Here is a 19445-nt window from a genome sequence, read left to right on the forward strand (position 1 = left end):
TGGCGTGACTGGCTGGCAGTTCTGGGTCGACCGAGGCGGCACCTTCACCGACGTCGTCGCGCGGCGCCCGGACGGCCGGCTGCTCACGCACAAGCTCCTGTCGGACAACCCGGCCCGTTACGCCGACGCCGCGGTCGAGGGCGTCCGCACGCTGCTGGCTGGCTCCACCGAGCCCGTCGAAGCCGTGCGCATGGGGACCACCGTCGCCACCAACGCCCTGCTGGAACGCAAGGGCGAGCGCACCCTGCTCGTCATCACCCGCGGTTTCCGCGACGCCCTGCGCATCGCCTACCAGAACCGCCCGGGCATCTTCGCCCGCCGCATCGACCTGCCCGAACTGCTCCACGAGCGGGTCGTCGAAGTCGACGAGCGGATCGCCGCCGACGGCACCGTGCTGCGCGCACCCGACCTCGACGCCCTCGCAGGGCCGCTGCGGGACGCCTACGACGACGGGATCCGCGCCGTCGCCGTCGTCTGCCTGCACAGCCACCTCCACCCCGCCCATGAACAGGCCGTCGGGGAGCTCGCCGCCCGCATCGGCTTTCCGCAGATCTCGCTGTCCAGCGAGACCAGCCCGCTGATGAAGCTCGTCCCCCGAGGGGACACCGCCGTCGTCGACGCCTACCTCTCGCCCGTGCTGCGCCGCTACGTGCGGCACGTCGCCGACGAGCTCGAAGGCGTCCGGCTGATGTTCATGCAGTCCAACGGCGGGCTCACCGAGGCCGGGCAGTTCCGCGGCAAGGACGCCATCCTGTCCGGGCCGGCCGGGGGCATCGTCGGCATGGCCCGCATGTCGCAGCTCGCCGGCTTCGACCGCGTCATCGGCTTCGACATGGGCGGCACCTCCACCGACGTCTCGCACTTCGCGGGGGAGTACGAACGCGTCTTCACCAGCCGGATCGCCGGTGTCCGGCTGCGCGCGCCCATGCTGGACATCCACACCGTCGCCGCCGGCGGCGGCTCGGTCCTGCACTTCGACGGGTCCCGCTACCGCGTGGGGCCGGACTCGGCGGGCGCGGAGCCGGGTCCCGCCTGCTACCGGGGCGGCGGCCCGCTCGCCGTCACCGACGCCAACGTCATGCTCGGGCGCATCCAGCCCGCCCACTTCCCCAAGGTGTTCGGCCCCGGCGGCGACGAGCCGCTCGACGAGGCCCTCGTCCGTGACCGCTTCACCGCCCTCGCCCGCGAGATCGGCCGACGCACCGGCGACGACCGCACCCCCGAGCAGGTCGCCGAGGGTTACGTGCAGATCGCCGTCGCCAACATCGCCTCCGCCGTGAAGCGGATCTCCGTGCAGAAGGGCCACGACGTCACCCGCTACGCCCTCACCACGTTCGGCGGCGCCGGCGGTCAGCACGCCTGCATGGTCGCCGACTCCCTCGGCATCCGCACCGTCCTCGTGCCCCCCATGGCCGGTGTCCTCTCCGCGCTCGGCATCGGCCTCGCCGACACCACCGCCATGCGCGAGCAGTCCGTCGAGGCACCCCTGGAGCCCGCCTCGATGCCCGGCGTCCTCAAGACGGCCGAAGACCTCGAAGCCGCGGCCCGCGCCGAACTCCTCGCCGAGGACGTCCCCGAGGAGCACATCCGGATCACCCGCCGCGCGGAGCTCCGCTACGACGGCACCGACACCACCCTCACCGTCGAGCTGACCGAGCCCGGCGCCATGCGGGACGCCTTCGAAGACCGTCATCGCGCCACGTACTCCTTCACCCTCGACCGCCCGATCGTCGTCGAGGCCCTCTCCGTCGAAGCCACCGGCATCACCGAACCCCCCGATCTCTCCGCCCTCGCCCCTTACGAGGCGCCCACCGGCGGCAGCGCCGAGCGCACTGCCGCCGTGCCGCGCACCGTCCGCCTCCACACGGGCGGCGCCTGGCGCGACGTACCCCTCCACCACCGCGAACACCTTCCCCCCGGCGACACCGTCACCGGCCCCGCGATCATCGCCGAAGCCGGGTCCACGACCGTCGTCGACGACGGCTGGCGGGCCGCTGCGACCGACGACGGGCATCTGGTCATGGAACGCGCCGCGGTCACGCAGAGTTCCGATCTGGACACGGAAGTCGACCCGGTCCAGCTCGAGGTCTTCAACAACCTCTTCATGTCCATCGCCGAGCAGATGGGCGCCCGCCTCGAATCCACCGCCCAGTCGGTCAACATCAAGGAGCGCCTGGACTTCTCCTGCGCCCTCTTCGACCCCGACGGAAACCTCGTGGCCAACGCCCCGCACATCCCCGTCCACCTGGGCTCGATGGGCACGAGCGTCAAGGAGGTCATCCGGCGGCGCGGCCCCGGCATGCGCCCGGGCGACACCTACGCCGTCAACGATCCGTACCACGGCGGCACCCACCTGCCCGACGTCACCGTGATCACCCCGGTCTTCGACACCACACCGCCGGCCGGCACGGAGAGTGACCCCGAGATCCTCTTCTACGTGGCCTCGCGCGGGCACCACGCCGAGATCGGCGGCATCGCCCCGGGCTCCATGCCCGCGAACAGCCGCACCATCGAGGAGGAGGGCGTCCTCTTCGACAACTGGCTCCTCGCCGAGAACGGCCGCTTCCGCGAGGAGGAGACCCTCCGCCTCCTCACCGAGGCGCCGTATCCCTCCCGCAACCCGAAGACCAACCTCGCCGACCTGCGGGCCCAGATCGCCGCCAACCAGAAGGGCGTCGACGAGGTCGGCCACATGATCGAGGACTTCGGGCTCGACGTCGTCCAGGCCTACATGCGGCACGTCCAGGACAACGCGGAAGAAGCCGTGCGCCGCGTCATCGACGCCCTCGACGACGGCACGTACGCCTACGAGACCGACTCGGGCGCCGTCATCCGCGTGACGGTGCGCGTGGACCGCGGCAACCGGGCGGCGACCATCGACTTCACCGGCACGTCGGCGCAGCTGCCCACCAACTTCAACGCCCCCTTCGCGGTCGTCAACGCGGCCGTCCTGTACGTCTTCCGCACCCTCGTCGCCGACGACATCCCCCTGAACGACGGCTGCCTGCGCCCCCTGACCATCGTCGTACCGCCCGGCTGCCTGCTCGCCCCCGAACCGCCGGCGGCCGTCGTCGCGGGCAACGTGGAGACCTCCCAGGCCATCACGGGCGCCCTCTACGCGGCGCTAGGCGTCCAGGCCGAGGGCTCCGGCACCATGAACAACGTCACCTTCGGCAACGAACGCCACCAGTACTACGAGACCGTCGCCTCCGGCTCCGGCGCGGGTGACGGCTTCCCCGGCGCGCCCGTCGTCCAGACCCACATGACCAACTCACGCCTCACCGACCCCGAGATCCTGGAATGGCGACTGCCCGTGCGCCTGGAGGAGTTCGCGGTCCGGCACGGCAGCGGCGGCTCCGGCCGGTGGCGCGGCGGGGACGGAGCCGTGCGCCGCATCCGGTTCCTGGAGCCCATGACCGTCTCGACGCTGTCCCAGCACCGCCGCGTCCCCCCGTACGGGATGGCGGGCGGCGAGCCGGGCGCGCTCGGCGCCAACCGGGTGGAACACGCCGACGGCAGTGTGACCGAACTCGGCGGCAGCGACTCAGCGGACGTCGTCCCCGGCGACGTACTCGTCATCGAAACCCCCGGCGGCGGAGGCTACGGCCCCCCGTCGCCCGACCCCCATCAAGCAGGAGAAGAGATCGATGATCTTCGGGCGTTCTGAGCGCGGCAAGCCTCCGGTCGAGCCCGTCACGCTCAAGATCCTGGTGGCCGGCGGCTTCGGCGTGGGCAAGACCACGCTCGTCGGCGCGGTCAGCGAGATCAGGCCGCTGCGCACCGAGGAACTGCTCACCGAGGCCGGGCGCCCGGTCGACGACATCAGCGGTGTCGAGGGCAAGCGCACCACGACGGTGGCCATGGACTTCGGGCGCATCACCCTGCGCGAGGACCTCGTGCTGTACCTCTTCGGCACGCCCGGCCAGGAACGCTTCTGGTTCATGTGGGACGAGCTCTCCGAGGGCGCGCTGGGAGCCGTCGTGCTCGCCGACACCCGCCGCCTGGAGGACTGCTTCGCCGCCGTCGACTACTTCGAACGGCGCTCGATACCCTTCCTCGTCGGCGTCAACTGCTTCGAGGGCGCCCCCCAATACCCCGTCGAGGACGTCCGCCAGGCCCTCGACCTCGACGACGGCGTACCGCTGATGACGTGCGACGCCCGCGACCGCGAGTCGGTCAAGGAGGCACTCATCGGAGTCGTCCAGCACGCGATGGCGTACGCGGCCGACCGCCGCCAGACGGTGGGCGGCTGACCCTCCGACCCTCCGGCAGACGGGAACGGCCCGTACCCCCACCGACAGGGGTACGGGCCGCAGTCCGGAAACGACCCTCCACGCGCGCGTGGCCGGCCACCGCCGCACGCGCGTGCGGCTAGCTGTCGCCGTCCTCCTCCCAGCCGAAGCTCCGCTCCACGGCCTTGTGCCAGTTGTGGTACTCGCGATCCCGCACCGACGGCTCCATGGACGGCGTCCACTCGACGTCCTTCTGCCAGTGCGCCTTGAGTTCGTCCGTGTCGTTCCACACACCGGTGGCCAGACCGGCCGCGTACGCGGCGCCCAGACAGGTCGTCTCGGAGATCTTGGGCCGCACCACCGGCACGTCGAGCACGTCCGCCTGATGCTGCATCAGGAGGTTGTTCTTCGTCATGCCGCCGTCGACCTTCAGGGTCGTGATGTGCACGCCGGAGTCCTGGTACATGGCGTCCACGACCTCGCGCGTCTGCCAGCTCGTCGCCTCCAGCACCGCGCGCGCCAGGTGCGCCTTGGTGACGTACCGGGTGAGGCCGGTGACCACGCCGCGGGCGTCGGAGCGCCAGTACGGGGCGAACAGGCCCGAGAACGCCGGCACGATGTAGGCGCCGCCGTTGTCCTCCACGCTCGCCGCCAGGGGCTCGATCTCGTCCGCGGTCCGGATGATGCCGAGCTGGTCGCGGAACCACTGGACCAGCGCGCCCGTGATGGCGATCGACCCCTCCAGGCAGTAGACCGGCGCCTCGGTGCCGATCTTGTACCCCATGGTGGTCAGCAGTCCGCTCTTGGACGGCACGGGGCGGTTGCCCGTGTTCAGCAGCAGGAAGCTGCCCGTGCCGTAGGTGTTCTTCGCGGTGCCGACGTCATAGCACGCCTGCCCGAACACGGCGGCCTGCTGGTCGCCCAGCGCGGACGCCACGGGCACACCGGCGAGCTGGCCGACGGCCGTGCCGTACACCTCCGAGGAGGACTTGATCTCGGGCAGCACGGCCTCCGGGATGCCCATCGCCGAGAGGATCGAGGAGTCCCACTGCAGGGTCTCCAGGTTCATCAGCATGGTCCGCCCGGCGTTCGTGACGTCGGTGACGTGCTGCCCGCCGTCCGTGCCGCCGGTGAGGTTCCAGATCAGCCAGGAGTCCATCGTGCCGAAGGCGATCTCGCCCCGTTCGGCCCGGGCCCGCAGGTCGGGCACGTTCTCGAACAGCCAGGCCGCCTTGGGACCGGAGAAGTAGGTGGCCAGCGGCAGGCCCGTCTGCTCGCGGAAACGGTCCTGCCCGTCCGTGCCGCCCAGCCGGTTGCACAGCCCCGCGGTCCGCGTGTCCTGCCAGACGACGGCGTTGTGCACCGGCTTGCCCGTCTTGCGGTCCCACAGGAGGGTCGTCTCGCGCTGGTTGGTGATGCCGAGCGCGCTCACCTGGTCGGCGCGCAGCCCGGCCTTGGCGAGCGCCCCGGCCACCACCGCCTGCACCTTCGACCAGATCTCGGTGGCGTCGTGCTCCACCCAGCCCGGCTTGGGAAAGATCTGGCGGTGCTCGCGCTGGTCCACGGCGACGATCGCACCGGCCTGGTTGAAGACGATGCAGCGGCTCGAGGTGGTGCCCTGGTCGATCGCTGCGACGTACTTCTCGGAGTTGTCCGTCATGGCTACCCCTAGATCGCTTGGTCAGAAGGCTGCGTTGTAGATGAGCGCCCCGAGAATGCCGCCGACCGCAGGACCTATCACAGGCACCCAGGAGTACCCCCAGTCGGACGTTCCCTTGTTCGGGATGGGGAGGAACTGGTGGACGATGCGCGGACCGAGGTCACGTGCCGGGTTGATCGCATAGCCGGTGGGCCCGCCGAGTGAGAGACCGATGCCCACGACCAGCAGGGAGATCAGCAGGATGGAGATACCGGATCCGTAGATTCCGGCTGCTTCTCCCGGAATCGGACCGATGCCTACCCCCTTGACGGCCCTGTTGTTCCCCACCAGGGCAAGGATGGGAAGGACCAGGGCGATGGTCGCGAGGATCTCCGTCATCAGGTTGGCGACCGAGTTCCGGATCTCCGGGATGGTGGCGAAGATGCCCAGGGTCGGAACCGGTTCGTCGACCGTCCCCTCGGTCGTGCCCGTCTGCCGTACGTTGGCCTGGAACTGCGCGAAGTAGACCAGGTAGGCGAGGATGGCACCGAGCATGGCGCCCGCGATCTGCCCGAGCAGATAGATCCAGACCTTGTCCCACACACCCGAGTCCAGGGCCAGCCCCAGCGTGACCGCGGGGTTGATGTGCCCGCCGGACAGGGGCGCTGCGGTGTAGGCGCCGGCCAGGACACCGAAACCCCAGCCGAACGCGATGACGATCCAGCCCGAGGCCCGGGCCTTCGAGAATCTGAGGGTGACGGCGGCGCAGACGCCCGCGCCGAACAGGATCAGTATCGCCGTGCCGATCAGTTCGCCGACGAAGATGTCCCAGTTACTCATGGCGGCTCCTAGGCCGTGGCCCGGGACGGTACGCCCCGGTCCTCACGTGCAGGGTGCGTTTCCCATGGCTACTTCAGCCGGAGGCAGGGAGTCCCGTGCCCCGCCCGGCATCCGTGACGAGCGTGCCGTCGCAGCCGAATCGCCCGTGGGGGAAGGAGCCTTGGCGCAGGAGCGACCACGCGCCGCAGTGCCGGAATGCGCCGCGTATGTACGGCGATGCCGACTGACACCGGAAGTGTTCACCGGTGTCCGAAGGGCGTCAAGGTCGCCGACCGCAACGGTTGTCGGCCATGTGACGGTCGCCGGGCTCTGCCGGGCCGGGGGGCCGGTTGCACGGCCTCGACGGCGCCCGGTGGGGTCGTTGTTCAGATCTGGTAGGGACCCGCGTGCCCCGGAGTGGGCCGCGCGAGACCTGGATTTCGGTGTCCGGCCGCCACCGGGTGTCCGGCTGTTGCGGGGCTTCGCCTCGGTGACCGCTCAGCCCGTACCTGACACCTCGCTGGCTGTGTCCAGGATCTACCTGGCCTGGCGGTTTCTCAACCGGGACGGGTCGAGCCCGGTTCCCGACCGGTCCGCGAGGTGCTTCCACAAGGGCCCGGGCAGGGGATCCGGGCACCGCTGCGGACCCGCCGCGCGCACCGGGCGCAGGCCCCTGATCAGGCGTCCGGCCCCTTGTGGCACCGCTGAGCCGCCACCTGCCCTGGGCGACGCACCGAAGCGGGCGCCCCAGTGACGCCGTTCCACGGGATGGGTCTCACTCCCGGCCCACCGACGGATTTCGACACTCCGCCCACCGACGGGCTTCCACCTCGGTCCTCCGACGGACTCTCACCCCCGGCCTACCCACCGGGCACTCCACCCTCGGCCCGCTCACAGCCTCGGATACTTGTGCCCGGGACCCGTCCACCGGCACGTCACTCCGGCCGTTCGCAGCCCACCGCGCACTCCACCCCCAGGCCCGATCCACCGGCACCTCACTCCCCAGACCCACTCACACCCCACCCCCCGACTCCGCCACGCCACACCCCGCCGGTTCCGGCTGCGGCGCTTCCGCGGCCCCTCGACGCGTCTCGTGTCCGGGTGAACCCGCCCGGCCCAGCACCCAGCTCGCCCCGCGCAGGGCCTTCGCGGCCTTCTTCAGGGGCGCGAGGCAGGCCGCCGCCTGCCGGTGGTCCGGCACGCTGCCGGGCGCGCACAGCACCGTCGCGAGCGAGAGCGTCACCGGCAGTCCCCCCGCCGACCAGGGAACGTCCAGCACCGAGGACGCCAGCGGTTCCAGATCCTCCGGGTCGGTCAGGACCAGGAAGTCGTCCCCGCCGATGTGCCCCACCCGTGTGCTGTCGCCGGCGGACTGCTGCAGCGCCCGCCCCACCGCCCGGATCAGCTCGTCGCCGGCCGCGAACCCCGCCCCGTCGTTGACCTGCTTGAAGTGGTCGACGTCCAGCCAGCTCAGCGCACACGCCCGCCCGGCTGCCAGCCGCCGGTCCACCTCGCCGGTGATCGCGTCCGAGCCGGGCAGCCGCGTCAGCGGATTGAGCCCCGCCGCCTCCTCCACCCGCGTCTCCGCCAGCGCCCGCACGAGGTCCGCGAGCCGTACGACGCCCACACACCGTCCGTGCTCGTCCACGACGGCGACGTCGTCCGAGGTGCGGTCCCGCCCGCCGACCGCCACCACGTCCAGGACCTCCCATGCCGTGGCGCCGACACCCACCGTCCGCGGCACGTCACCGAGCTTGGCCGCGGGCCGGTCGGCGTAGAGGGCGTGTCCATAGCGCCCCGACATCGACAGCAGGAAGCGGGAGCGGTGCACCGACCGGACCGGCACCCCCGTGGCGTCGACCAGCAGCACTCCGGACACGTCCGGCGACCCCGTCAGCAGGGCCCGCACCTGCCCCGCGGACGCAGTGGCGGGCAGAAGCGCCGCCGGGCGCACGAACTCCCGCACCGACGGCCCCGGCCGCGGTACGGCCACGGCGGCGGGGGAGCGGGGCGGCACGTAGACGTCCGCCGCGGGCAGCCGGGCCGGCGGAGCGAACAGTTCGCCCTGCGCCAGCTGCGCCCCGGCCGCCAGGGCAGCCGCGCACTGCCCTTCCGTCTCCACGCCCTCCACGGCCAGCAGCGCCCCCACCCCGTCGCACCACGTCCGCATGGACCGCACCACCGCCGGCCGCGCCAGCAGCGACGCGTCCAGTTTCACCAGCCCGGGCGCGAGATCCGACAGCAGCCGCAGGGGCACGTCGCCCTCCCCGACACCGTCCGCGCAGATCCGGAAGCCCTGGTCGCGCAGCGCGGCCACCGCCTCCAGCAGCGCCGTCTGCGGCACGTGCGTGTACGGCGGGCAGATGTCGATCGTCACCTCCCAGGGGAGCCGTCCCGCCTCGCGCACGGCGTCGTGCAGCGCGGGGAGCCCGCCGAGATCGCCGAGGGTGCCGGCGAACACGTTGACGAACAGCGGGAGCAGGGTCTCCTTGCGCACCGCCGCACGGACCGCCGACACGGCCAGCCGGCAGTCGAGCCCTGGGTCCCGGCGGGCCTCCGCCAGGACGTCCCCGCTCTCCGGACGGGCGAGTATCTCCAGTCCCGCGACCGCGCCGGTCGTCAGGTTGACCACCGGTTGGAAGGCGAAGCGGAGAGTGTCCGTCCAGGAGTGCACGGGAGCATGATGGCGAGCGGCGGCACAGGCCCGAGCGCAGTTCATGCGACGTTCACGCAGGATTCCGAAGCGGTCACGGAGCGTGAGCGTGTGGGCCTTCGCTGCCGTACGACCCCTGCGGCGCGCCGTCGCCTCACTCCACGGCGATCACCGCCGACCCGTGCCCGAACGGCCCCTGGTTCGCGCTGCGCCCCACCCGGGTCACCCGCCACCTGCCGGTCGCCCGCGGCACCTCTCAACTGCCGGACCAGCTCGCACACCTGGGCAATCGCCTGCGCCGGAACCGTCTCGCCGAAGAAGGCCCGGCCCGCCGCTCACCTTCACAGGTACGAGACCGCCCAGAGCCGTCGCCTCCGTGCGCGGTCATCCCTTCCCGAGCGGGAGCGTCTCCTGATAGACGCAGGACATGACACGACTCACCTCCGTGACACGTGCCCTGATCACCGCGCTCGCCGCCCTGCTCGCGGCGAGCGCCTCCGTCGCCCCCGCCCAGGCGGGCCCCGAACCCAAGGCGCCACGGGACTTCGTGACGCTGAGAAGCGTGGACCCGACGATCCTGCAGGAGATGCGCTACTTCACCCCGCACAACTTCGTCGGCGAGCGCATCGACGGCTACCACCAGCCCGTCTGCATCCTCACCCGGCCCGCGGCCGAAGCCCTGCACAAGGCCCAGAGGAAGCTGCTGCGCCAGGGCTACACGCTCAAGGTGTACGACTGCTACCGGCCGCAGCGCGCGGTGGACCACTTCGTCCGCTGGGCCGAGGACCTCGACGACCAGTCCATGAAGGGCGAGTTCTACCCGAACGTCGACAAGACCCGGCTGTTCGCCGACGGTTACATCGCCGAGAAGTCGGGCCACAGCCGCGGATCGACCCTCGACGTCACCCTCGTGAAGCTGCCGGCCGCGCCGACCCGGCCGTACCGCCCGGGAGAGCCCCTCGTGCCCTGTGTCGCACCCCGGGACGAGCGGTTCCCCGACAACTCGGTCGACATGGGCACCGGCTTCGACTGCTTCGACACCCTCTCGCACACCTTCGACCCACGCGTGCAGGGCGCACAGCGCGCCAACCGGCTGCTGCTCAAGGACACCCTGGAAGGGCTCGGGTTCGTGAACCTGGCCGAGGAGTGGTGGCACTACACCTTCAAGCCCGAACCCCACCCGGGCACCTACTTCGACTTCCCCGTCTCCAGGAAATCGCTGGCCGGCCGTCACTGAGCCGCCTGCCCGCGACGCCCTCTCCGTGATCGGCTACAGTCCGCGCGTGTCCGAAACTCAGCACTTCACGTCCAACTCCGCACCGGATTCGCACTGTTCCAGCTGCGGCGCGCCCTACGGAGAGGGCGTCTCCGGCTGGCCCCGCACCTGCCCGGTGTGCGGCGCCGTGGCCTACCGCAACCCCCTCCCGGTCGCGGTGGCACTCCAGCCCGTGTACGACACCAAGGGCACCGCCCTGGTCGTCATCAGGCGAACCGTCGCCCCCGCGCGCGGGGGCACGGCCCTGCCCGGCGGCTACATCGACGACCGGGAGGACTGGCGGCACGCCGTCGTACGCGAACTCCGCGAGGAGACCGGCATCGACGCGGCCGGCCGCGACGTACGGCTCGTCGACGCCATGAGCGCCCCCGACGGACACCTGCTGCTGTTCGGACTCCTCCCGGAACGCCCGGCCGAGGGCCTGCCGCCCTCGGCCGCCACCGACGAGACGGAGGGCTGGGATTTGCTGCGCAGGCCGGAAGAGCTGGCCTTCCCCCTGCACACCCTGGCAGTACGTGCCTGGTTCGAGGGCCGCTACATCTGAAAGCCGTCCCTCCCGGCCCCGCGGACGCGCACCGGGTGGGACGGCTCGCCCCCGCCGTCCTCACCCTCCCGCTCGACGACCAGCCGCGAGCCCAGCCACCGGGCCGTGTAGCGCTCGATCTCCGGCTCGTCCCACCCGTCACCCCCGTCCGGTACGACCAGCCCGCCCCCGGTCCGCCCCGGGGCCGGTGCCCACACCTCCAGTTCCAGCCCGCCGTCCGCCCCGCGCACGGGGAGCACGGCACCAGCGCGCGCGAACACCGGTATCCGCGACAGCGGCGCGTCCACCAGGACCTGGGCCGGCCCCTCGTACACCCGCTCCGTCGCCGTGTCGTACCAGCGCCCCCGCGGCAGCTGCACCGCACGGCGGTCCGCGCCCGGGTCCAGCACGGGAGCCACCAGCAGAGCGTCACCCAGCAGAAACGCGTCCTCGCAGTCCCGCAGCGCCCGCTCCTCCGGCGCCGCCCACCACAGGGGCCGCACGTACGGCGCCCCGGTACGCCGGGCCAGATGCGCCAGCGTCACGAAGTACGGCAGCAGCCGCCGCCGTTCGACGAGCGCCACGCGCGCGTGCTCCAGCACCTCGGCACCGAACTCCCAGGGTTCCCTGCGCCCCGCCCGCAGACTCGCGTGCGTACGGAACAGCGGCAGGTACGCGCCCAGCTGGAACCACCGCAGGAACAGCTCGGGCGACGGCTCACCGTCGAAGCCGCCGACGTCCGGCCCCGAGTACGGAACACCGCACAGCCCGAGCCCCATCACCAGCGCCAAGGACGCCCGCAGCCCCGGCCAGCCGGTGGCGACGTCTCCCGACCACGCCCCGCCGTAGCGCTGCATGCCGGCCCACCCCGAGCGGGAGAACACGAACGGCCGCTCCTGAGGGGCGAGTCTCAGCAGCCCCTCGAAGCCCGCCCTCGCCATGCACAGCGCGTACACGTTGTGCGCCTCACGGTGGTCACCACCGCGCTCCTCCAGGGAGTGGCGCGCCGACCGCGGCAGCGTCGACTCCCCGAACGCGGTGAACGAGGTCGGCTCGTTCATGTCGTGCCAGAAACCCGAGAACCCCTGCGCGAGCCGCTCCTCGTACAGACCACCCCACCACGCCCGCACGCGCGCGTGCGTGAAGTCCGGGAAGACCGCCTCCCCGGGCCACACCACACCCTCCACGACACGGCCCGCCGCGTCCCGCACGAACGCGTCCTGCGCCGTCCCACCGTCGTACACGGCGTTCCCCGGCAGGACCTTCACGGCCGGATCGACGATCGACACCAGCCGGATGCCGTCCCGCCGCAGCTCCTCGGCCAGGACGGGCAGCTTCGGGAACCGGTCCTGGTCGACGGTGAACACCTGGTGCGCGTCGAGGTGGTCGATGTCCAGGTGCAGGGCGTCGAGCGGCAGCCCGTGCTCCAGATACCCCGCGACGATCCGCCGCACCTCCTGCTCGCTGCCGAACCCCCAGCGCGCGTGATGATGGCCGAGCGCCCACGCGGGCGGCAGCGCCGGCGCCCCGGTGAGCGAGGCCCAGGCGAGCAGCACGCGCGCGGGGGTGCCCACCATGACCCAGCAGCGCAGCGGACCGCCGTCCATCCGCAGCTCGCTCGTCCCGACCCGGTCGTGCCCGGATCCGGCGCCCTCCTCACCCTCCCGCAGCGTCACCGCGCCGTCCCACGAGCTGTCGTGGAACACCAGATGGGTACCGCCGTCCGACACCACCAGCTGCACCGGCATCGTGATGTACAGAGGGTCGTCGCCCGGACCGAAGGGACGGCCCGGGTCGGTGTTCCACAGCCGGTACGTCCCGTCCCGCAGCCGAGGGCCCGACGCACGCCCGCCGAGGCCGAAGAACCGCGCGTCGGCAGCCACCTCCGACCGCTGCATCCAGCGCGCCGGGCCACCGCCGACCGGCTCCCACCACCGCGGCGGCAGATCCCGACGCAACGCCACCCCACCCGGGGTCTGCACCTCCACCGCGCCGTGCCGCGAGACCACGACCGTCACGCGCTCGGCCACCACCCGCCAGCCGCCGTCCTTGTCCGGCTCCAGCACCGCCCGCGGATCCGGTTCCGGACAACGGCCGGCCAGCGCGTACGACGGCTCGGGCTCGGCGCCGTCCCAGCCCCAGAAGACGGCCCCGTTCACGGCGACGACGATCCGCAGCTCCGACCGGGCGAACCGGACCACACCGCCCCCCGGCCCCGGCTCCGCCTCCCGCACGGGCCCCGGCACCCGCGCCCGTTCCGCCCCCCGCGCCGGCAGCCCGGTGGCGTCGGCCCGCCGCCTGCGCCACGCCGCCCGTACGGTACGCACACCCTGCGCCGCTCCCACCGAGCTCACCGCTTTCACCGAACGCACCAGGTCACGACCGTTCATGCTGTTCACCCTGCCACTGACCGCCCCGCGTGGATGTCTCGTTCAACTGCCGTTCACCCGTGCCAGGACCACATCTTCACGACACGGACTATGTGGGGCGCACCCTGGTGTCGAAGTCGATCACATGGCATTGTCCGTCCCAGCCGCGTCACGCGCACACCCCAGCCCGTGCGCGGAGGACGCACACGACGCGCACAGTCCGGGAGCCGACCATGTCGACCGAAAGTCCTCAGCCGCTCTGGCAGCCAGACCCCGAGCGCATCGCCCGGGCACGGATCACCGCATTCCAGGCCTGGGCCGCCGAACACCACGGCGCCCCCGCCGAGGGCGGCTACGCGGCGCTCCAGCGCTGGTCCGTCGACGACCTGGAAGCGTTCTGGAAGGCCGTCACCGAGTGGTTCGACGTCCGTTTCTCGACCCCCTACGCGCGCGTGCTCGGCGACCGCTCGATGCCCGGCGCCCAGTGGTTCCCCGGGGCGACCCTCAACTACGCCGAACACGCCCTGCGCGCCGCCGCCACCCGCGCGGACGAACCGGCCCTGCTGCACGTCGACGAGACGCACGAACCGCGCCCCGTGACCTGGGCCGAGCTGCGCCGCCAGGTCGGCTCCCTGGCCGCCGAGCTGCGCACCCTCGGCGTCCGCCCCGGTGACCGCGTCAGCGGCTACCTCCCCAACATCCCGCAGGCCGTGGTGGCTCTGCTCGCCACAGCCGCCGTGGGCGGCGTGTGGACCTCCTGCGCGCCCGACTTCGGCGCCCGCAGCGTCCTCGACCGCTTCCAGCAGGTGGAACCCGTCGTGCTGTTCACGGTCGACGGCTACCGCTACGGAGGCAAGGAACACGACCGCCGCGAGGTCGTCGCCGAGCTGCGCCGCGAACTGCCCACCCTGCGAGCAGTCGTCCACATCCCTCTCCTCGGCACCGAGGCCCCGGAAGGCGCCCTCGACTGGTCCGCCCTCACCTCCGCCGCCACCGAGCCCGTCTTCGAGCAGGTGCCCTTCGACCATCCGCTGTGGGTGCTCTACTCCTCCGGCACGACCGGCCTGCCCAAGGCCATCGTCCAGTCCCAGGGCGGCATCCTGGTCGAGCACCTCAAGCAGCTCGGCCTGCACTGCGACCTGGGCCCCGAGGACCGTTTCTTCTGGTACACCTCGACCGGCTGGATGATGTGGAACTTCCTTGTCTCCGGCCTGCTCACCGGCACCACGATCGTCCTCTACGACGGCAGCCCCGGCTATCCGGACACCGGCGCCCAATGGCGCATCGCCGAACGCACGAAGGCCACCCTCTACGGCACCTCGGCCGCCTACGTCATGGCCTGCCGCAAGGCGGACGTCCACCCGTCCCGCGACTTCGACCTCTCCTCCGTCCAGTGCGTCGCCACCACCGGCTCCCCCCTGCCGCCCGACGGCTTCCGCTGGCTCCACGACGAGGTCCGCGACGACCTGTGGATCGCCTCCGTGAGCGGCGGCACGGACGTCTGCTCCTGCTTCGCGGGCGCCGTGCCCACCCTCCCGGTCCACGTCGGAGAGCTCCAGGCCCCCTGCCTCGGCACTGACCTGCAGTCCTGGGACCCCAGCGGCACCCCCTTGACCGACGAGGTCGGCGAGCTCGTCGTCACCAACCCCATGCCGTCGATGCCCATCCGCTTCTGGAACGACCCCGACGGCAGCCGGTACCACGACAGCTACTTCGACACCTACCCCGGCGTATGGCGGCACGGCGACTGGATCACCCTCACCTCCCGCGGCTCCGTCGTCATCCACGGCCGCTCCGACTCCACGCTCAACCGCCAGGGCGTACGGATGGGCTCCGCCGACATCTACGAAGCCGTCGAACGACTCCCCGAGATCAAGGAATCCCTGGTCATCGGCATCGAACAGCCCGACGGCGGCTACTGGATGCCTCTCTTCGTACACCTCGTCCCCGGCGCCGCCCTCGACGAGGACCTGCTGAGCCGCATCAAGCAGACCATCCGCGAACAGCTGTCACCGCGCCACCTGCCCGACGAGATCATCGAAGTCCCCGGAGTCCCGCACACCCTCACCGGCAAGCGCATCGAGGTCCCCGTCAAACGCCTCCTCCAGGGCACCCCGCTGGAGAAGGCGGTCAACCCCGGCTCGATCGACAACCTTGACCTGCTGTCCTTCTACGAGGACCTCGCCCGCAAACGGGCCTGAACACCGCCCGTCACCTTGACCGCAGGGCGCAGGGCGCAGGGCGCAGGTCACAGCCGCAGATCGGCCGTGACCTGTGCCTTTCCCTCATCCCGCACAAGCAAAGACTCTGGCGGGACCCCCGTTGTCAGTGCCTCCGATTACTGTGAGTGAGCATTGATCGACCGTGCACAGGGGGAAAGCAATGACGCACACCGACAGCCGCACCCTGCGACGCGTCCTGCGCCGCGAAGTCGCCGGCACCATCGGCCTGCTCACCGACGAACACGACTTCCGCGCCATGCGGCGCTACCGCAGCTTCACCTTCGACGACCACGCGGCCTACCTCGAACAGGTCGAAGGCCTCCTCAGGACACGGGCCCTGCAGGGAGGCCACACCTCGGTGGCCCTCTTCGACCCGGAGGAGTACGCCGAGTTCTGCCGGCGGACGGACCTCGACCCCGACATCCCGTCGAGCCGCACCCGCTTCACGGCGCACCTCGCCCGCACCGGCCCCACCCTCCTGTACGAGGGCCAGCCGCTGGCCGAGCTCCTCACGGCCCTGGTCGACGAAGCGGTCCGGCAGGCCACCTGGGAGTACGCGGCCACACTCCTCGCCCGCCTCGGCGCCTGCGACTCCTGCGGCGAGGACCTCGGACGCGCCGCCTTCACCCGTGCCTCGGACCTCCTCACCCGCATCCTCGACACGGCCCCACCCGGCGACCGCCACCTCGTCTGCAGCGTGACCGGACCGCCCGAAACCCTCGTCGCCGCGCTCCACACCACCGACGGCTCCCCGCACCTGGACGAGGCCGAAGCCCTCGAGTTCACCACCGTCCTGGCCCTCGGCCTCGCCACGGAAAGCCCCGGAGGACTCGTCATCCGCGTCAGCGCCCCGGACACCCCCGACCGCGTCTACGGCTGGCGCCTGCGCGCGTACGGACTCCGGCCGCTCACCGCCGGAGAGGTCTTCGACGCCTACTGCACCGACGTCGAATCCGGCGACCTCATCTCCCCGGAATCCAACGTCGACTACTGCGCACCGCCCGACCTGGGAGAGAAGCCGGCCCAGGGACACCGCCACTGAGAAGGAGGAGGGGCGCCCCACCTCAGTGGAGCGCCCCTCCCGGGCAACCGGCAACCGCGACAGCCGGCCGCGCCCGGACTACTCGCCCGACAGCACCGCCCGCGCCGCGCTGCGCGCGTCCTCGGCGCTGTCCGTGGCACGCGCCGCAGCGGCGGCACGCTCGCACTGCGCCAGCGTGTACTTCGCCAGCGTCGCCCGCACGTACGGAATCGACGCCGCACCCATGGAAAGGGAGGTGACACCCAGACCGGTCAGCACACACGCGAGCAGCGGGTCGGACGCCGCCTCACCGCAGACACCACAGCTCTTGCCCTCGGCCTTCGCCGCCTCGGCGGACAGCGCCACCAGGTCGAGCAGTGCGGGCTGCCACGGGTCCTGAAGCCGGGAGACGGCACCCACCTGACGGTCGGCCGCGAAGGTGTACTGCGCCAGGTCGTTGGTCCCCAGCGACAGGAACTCCACCTCCTGAAGGATCGAACGCGCCCGCAGCGCGGCCGACGGGATCTCGACCATCGCCCCGAACTTCGCCCGCAGCCCAGCCTCACGGCAGGCGTCGGCGAAAGCCAGGGCATCCGCACGGTCCGCCACCATCGGGGCCATGACCTCGAGATAGACCGGCAGACCCTCCGCGGCCTTGGCGAGCGCCGTCAGCTGCGTCCGCAGAACCTCCGGGTGATCCAGCAGCGTCCGCAGGCCCCGCACACCGAGCGCCGGGTTCGGCTCGTCGGCCGGCGTCAGGAAGTCGAGCGGCTTGTCCGCGCCCGCGTCCAGCACCCGCACCACGACACGCCCCTCCGGGAACGCCTCGAGCACCTGACGGTAGGCCGTGACCTGCTTCTCCTCGGACGGCGCCTGCTTGCTGTCGTCCAGGAAGAGGAACTCGGTACGGAACAGACCCACGCCCTCGGCACCGGCCTCCACCGCGGCCTCCACATCCGCGGGCCCACCGATGTTCGCCAGCAACGGCACCTTGTGACCGTCCGCGGTGGCACCGGGCCCGCTCGACGCCGCCAGCGCCGCCTTGCGCTGCGCGGCGGCCGCTTCGAGCTCGGCCTTCTTCTCGTCGCTCGGGTCCACGAAGATCTCTCCCGTACTGCCGTCGACGGCGATCATCGTGCCCTCGGCCAGCTCACCGGCCCCCGGCAGCGCCACCACGGCCGGCACACCGAGCGCCCGAGCCAGAATCGCGCTGTGGCTGGTCGGACCGCCTTCCTCCGTGACGAAACCGAGCACCAGAGTCGGGTCCAGCAGCGCGGTGTCGGCGGGCGCGAGGTCACGGGCCACGAGGACATAGGGCTCGTCGCTGTCGGGCACACCCGGCATCGGCACTCCGAGCAGGCGAGCGACGATACGGTTCCGCACGTCATCCAGGTCGGCCACCCGCCCGGCGAGGTACTCACCGGCACCCGCCAGCAGCTCCCGGTACGCGGCGAACGCGTCGTACACCGCGCGCTCGGCCGTGCTGCCGACGGCGATCCGCCGCTCCACGTCGGCCATCAGCTCGGGGTCCTGCGCCATCATGGCCTGCGCCCCGAGCACCGCCTGGGCCTCACCGCCCGCCAGATTGCCCCGCGCCATCAGATCGGCCGCCACAGCCTCCACGGCCTTGCGGGCGCGCCCCTGTTCACGCTCCGCCTCTTCCGCGGGGATCTGCTTCGCAGGCGGTTCGAGCACCGCCGTTCCCATATGCCGAACCTCGCCGATCGCCACACCGTGGCTCACACCGACGCCTCGCAGCGTTGTCTCCATCTCACCCGTCTCCGATAGTGCGGCGGGTCCCGCCGCCGCGTTGGTTGTCGTACTCGCCGTCCTTATGACGGCACGGACGTCACTTCCAGAGGAAGAGACTGTCGCCGGCCTTCACATCGCCGTCGACGCGAAGATCGGAGAGGGCCTCGGCCGTCGCTTCCAGCGCCACGACCGGGCAGATCGCGGACTTGCCGGCGGCCTCGACGTCAGCGGGGTTCCAGCGCACGACGCCCTGGCCGCGCCGCACCTTGTCGCCCTTGTTCACGAGGAGCTCGAAACCCTCGCCGTTGAGCTGCACGGTGTCGATGCCGAGGTGGGTGAGAACCCCGTGCCCGTTGTCGTCGACCACGACGAACGCGTGCGGGTGCAGGGAGACGATGACCCCGTCCACGGGAGAGACGGCCTCGGAAGGCTCTCGTACGGGGTCGATGGCTGTGCCCGGGCCGACCATGGCCCCGGAGAAGACCGGATCCGGCACTGCTGCCAGTCCGATGGCGCGTCCGGCGAGCGGGGACGTCACGGTGGTCATGGGAAACCTCCCAGGGGTGGAGATCGATAGGGGCCGTCCCTGTCAGTACCGGACGGCACACTGTTGAGCAGGGTATGCCACCTGAAGTGCCGCTTCCGTGCGAGCACTCCAGAGTGGTCTAGACCATACCGCACATCGATTTGCCCCTGCTCCGAGGCCGCGTGTACAGTCGTACTCCTGCTTGGGGCTGAGCGACGCGCCTAGTGTCCTAGTCCGGCAGCATCCAGCTTGTCAGATCCTCTTCTCGGGTCGCTTTCTGCATGCCTGCAGGACAGTGGTCAAAGGGCCGGAAAAACACTGATAGAGTCGGAAACGCAAGACCGAAGGGAAGCGCCCGGAGGAAAGCCCGAGAGGGTGAGTACAAAGGAAGCGACCGTTCCTTGAGAACTCAA

General features: G+C 71.5%; 12 protein-coding genes and 1 pseudogene. 6 read left to right on the forward strand and 7 right to left on the reverse strand.

What is annotated here, in order from left to right; all coding sequences use genetic code 11:
• Positions 1–4 precede the first annotated feature (4 nt).
• Both ABZY20_RS29195 and ABZY20_RS29200 read left to right on the forward strand, forming a co-directional pair.
• Positions 5–3667, forward strand: coding sequence for a hydantoinase B/oxoprolinase family protein (locus ABZY20_RS29195; protein ID WP_356445216.1), 3663 nt, complete (start codon positions 5–7; stop codon positions 3665–3667).
• A complete protein-coding gene (locus ABZY20_RS29200) occupies positions 3648–4253 on the forward strand; it encodes an ATP/GTP-binding protein (protein WP_356445218.1) in 606 nt (201 codons plus the stop codon). The genes ABZY20_RS29195 and ABZY20_RS29200 overlap by 20 nt, the downstream gene beginning before the upstream one ends.
• Positions 4254–4371: 118 nt before the next feature.
• Here ABZY20_RS29200 and glpK read toward each other — a convergent pair whose 3' ends face one another.
• The 4 genes and pseudogenes from glpK to ABZY20_RS29220 all read right to left on the reverse strand — a co-directional run.
• Entirely contained in the window at positions 4372–5892 is a 1521-nt protein-coding gene (gene glpK, locus ABZY20_RS29205; protein WP_356445220.1) for a glycerol kinase GlpK, read from the reverse strand.
• Between the two features lie 21 nt (positions 5893–5913).
• On the reverse strand, positions 5914–6711 hold the full coding sequence (locus tag ABZY20_RS29210; RefSeq protein WP_356445222.1) for an MIP/aquaporin family protein: 798 nt from the start codon (positions 6709–6711) through the stop codon (positions 5914–5916).
• Positions 6712–7702: 991 nt separating this feature from the next.
• On the reverse strand, positions 7703–9364 hold the full coding sequence (locus ABZY20_RS29215) for a GGDEF domain-containing protein (protein WP_356445224.1): 1662 nt from the start codon (positions 9362–9364) through the stop codon (positions 7703–7705).
• A gap of 133 nt (positions 9365–9497) precedes the next feature.
• Positions 9498–9715 (reverse strand): annotated as a pseudogene (locus ABZY20_RS29220) (lipid-transfer protein); the annotation flags it as partial.
• Positions 9716–9770: 55 nt separating this feature from the next.
• Between ABZY20_RS29220 and ABZY20_RS29225 the strand changes: the two are divergent.
• Both ABZY20_RS29225 and ABZY20_RS29230 read left to right on the forward strand, forming a co-directional pair.
• The gene (locus ABZY20_RS29225) at positions 9771–10580 is read left to right on the forward strand and encodes a M15 family metallopeptidase (RefSeq protein ID WP_356445226.1); all 810 of its coding nucleotides are present in this window, start codon (positions 9771–9773) and stop codon (positions 10578–10580) included.
• Between the two features lie 46 nt (positions 10581–10626).
• Positions 10627–11163 carry an NUDIX domain-containing protein gene (locus ABZY20_RS29230; protein WP_356445227.1) on the forward strand — a complete coding sequence of 179 codons (537 nt, stop codon included), beginning with the start codon at positions 10627–10629 and terminating at the stop codon, positions 11161–11163.
• Here the strand turns inward: ABZY20_RS29230 and ABZY20_RS29235 are convergent.
• On the reverse strand, positions 11154–13532 hold the full coding sequence (locus ABZY20_RS29235) for a TIM-barrel domain-containing protein (protein ID WP_356445229.1): 2379 nt from the start codon (positions 13530–13532) through the stop codon (positions 11154–11156). The genes ABZY20_RS29230 and ABZY20_RS29235 overlap by 10 nt on opposite strands.
• A 212-nt stretch (positions 13533–13744) precedes the next feature.
• Here ABZY20_RS29235 and ABZY20_RS29240 point away from each other — a divergent pair, with 212 nt between their 5' ends.
• Positions 13745–15712: an acetoacetate--CoA ligase gene (locus ABZY20_RS29240; protein WP_356445231.1), complete on the forward strand. Its 1968-nt coding sequence runs from the start codon at positions 13745–13747 to the stop codon at positions 15710–15712.
• A gap of 181 nt (positions 15713–15893) precedes the next feature.
• Complete coding sequence (locus ABZY20_RS29245) at positions 15894–16775, forward strand: hypothetical protein (protein ID WP_356445233.1); 882 nt, start codon at positions 15894–15896, stop codon at positions 16773–16775.
• Positions 16776–16853: 78 nt separating this feature from the next.
• Here the strand turns inward: ABZY20_RS29245 and ptsP are convergent, their stop codons facing one another.
• The gene (gene ptsP, locus ABZY20_RS29250) at positions 16854–18524 is read right to left on the reverse strand and encodes a phosphoenolpyruvate--protein phosphotransferase (RefSeq protein ID WP_356445235.1); all 1671 of its coding nucleotides are present in this window, start codon (positions 18522–18524) and stop codon (positions 16854–16856) included.
• Positions 18525–18603: 79 nt separating this feature from the next.
• The gene (locus tag ABZY20_RS29255) at positions 18604–19053 is read right to left on the reverse strand and encodes a PTS glucose transporter subunit IIA (RefSeq protein WP_356445237.1); all 450 of its coding nucleotides are present in this window, start codon (positions 19051–19053) and stop codon (positions 18604–18606) included.
• Between the last annotated feature and the right edge of the window lie 392 nt (positions 19054–19445).

Source organism: Streptomyces sp. NPDC006624 (genome assembly GCF_040611555.1).
Taxonomy (GTDB): domain Bacteria; phylum Actinomycetota; class Actinomycetes; order Streptomycetales; family Streptomycetaceae; genus Streptomyces.

Excerpts from the sequence above, each read along its gene's own strand:
- glpK (WP_356445220.1), bottom strand. The coding sequence starts at position 5,892 with ATGACGGACAACTCCGAGAAGTACGTCGCAGCGATCGACCAGGGCACC.
- ABZY20_RS29255 (WP_356445237.1), bottom strand. The coding sequence starts at position 19,053 with ATGACCACCGTGACGTCCCCGCTCGCCGGACGCGCCATCGGACTGGCA.
- ABZY20_RS29245 (WP_356445233.1), top strand. The coding sequence starts at position 15,894 with ATGACGCACACCGACAGCCGCACCCTGCGACGCGTCCTGCGCCGCGAA.
- ABZY20_RS29225 (WP_356445226.1), top strand. The coding sequence starts at position 9,771 with ATGACACGACTCACCTCCGTGACACGTGCCCTGATCACCGCGCTCGCC.
- ptsP (WP_356445235.1), bottom strand. The coding sequence starts at position 18,524 with ATGGAGACAACGCTGCGAGGCGTCGGTGTGAGCCACGGTGTGGCGATC.
- ABZY20_RS29240 (WP_356445231.1), top strand. The coding sequence starts at position 13,745 with ATGTCGACCGAAAGTCCTCAGCCGCTCTGGCAGCCAGACCCCGAGCGC.
- ABZY20_RS29200 (WP_356445218.1), top strand. The coding sequence starts at position 3,648 with ATGATCTTCGGGCGTTCTGAGCGCGGCAAGCCTCCGGTCGAGCCCGTC.
- ABZY20_RS29235 (WP_356445229.1), bottom strand. The coding sequence starts at position 13,532 with ATGAACGGTCGTGACCTGGTGCGTTCGGTGAAAGCGGTGAGCTCGGTG.
- ABZY20_RS29210 (WP_356445222.1), bottom strand. The coding sequence starts at position 6,711 with ATGAGTAACTGGGACATCTTCGTCGGCGAACTGATCGGCACGGCGATA.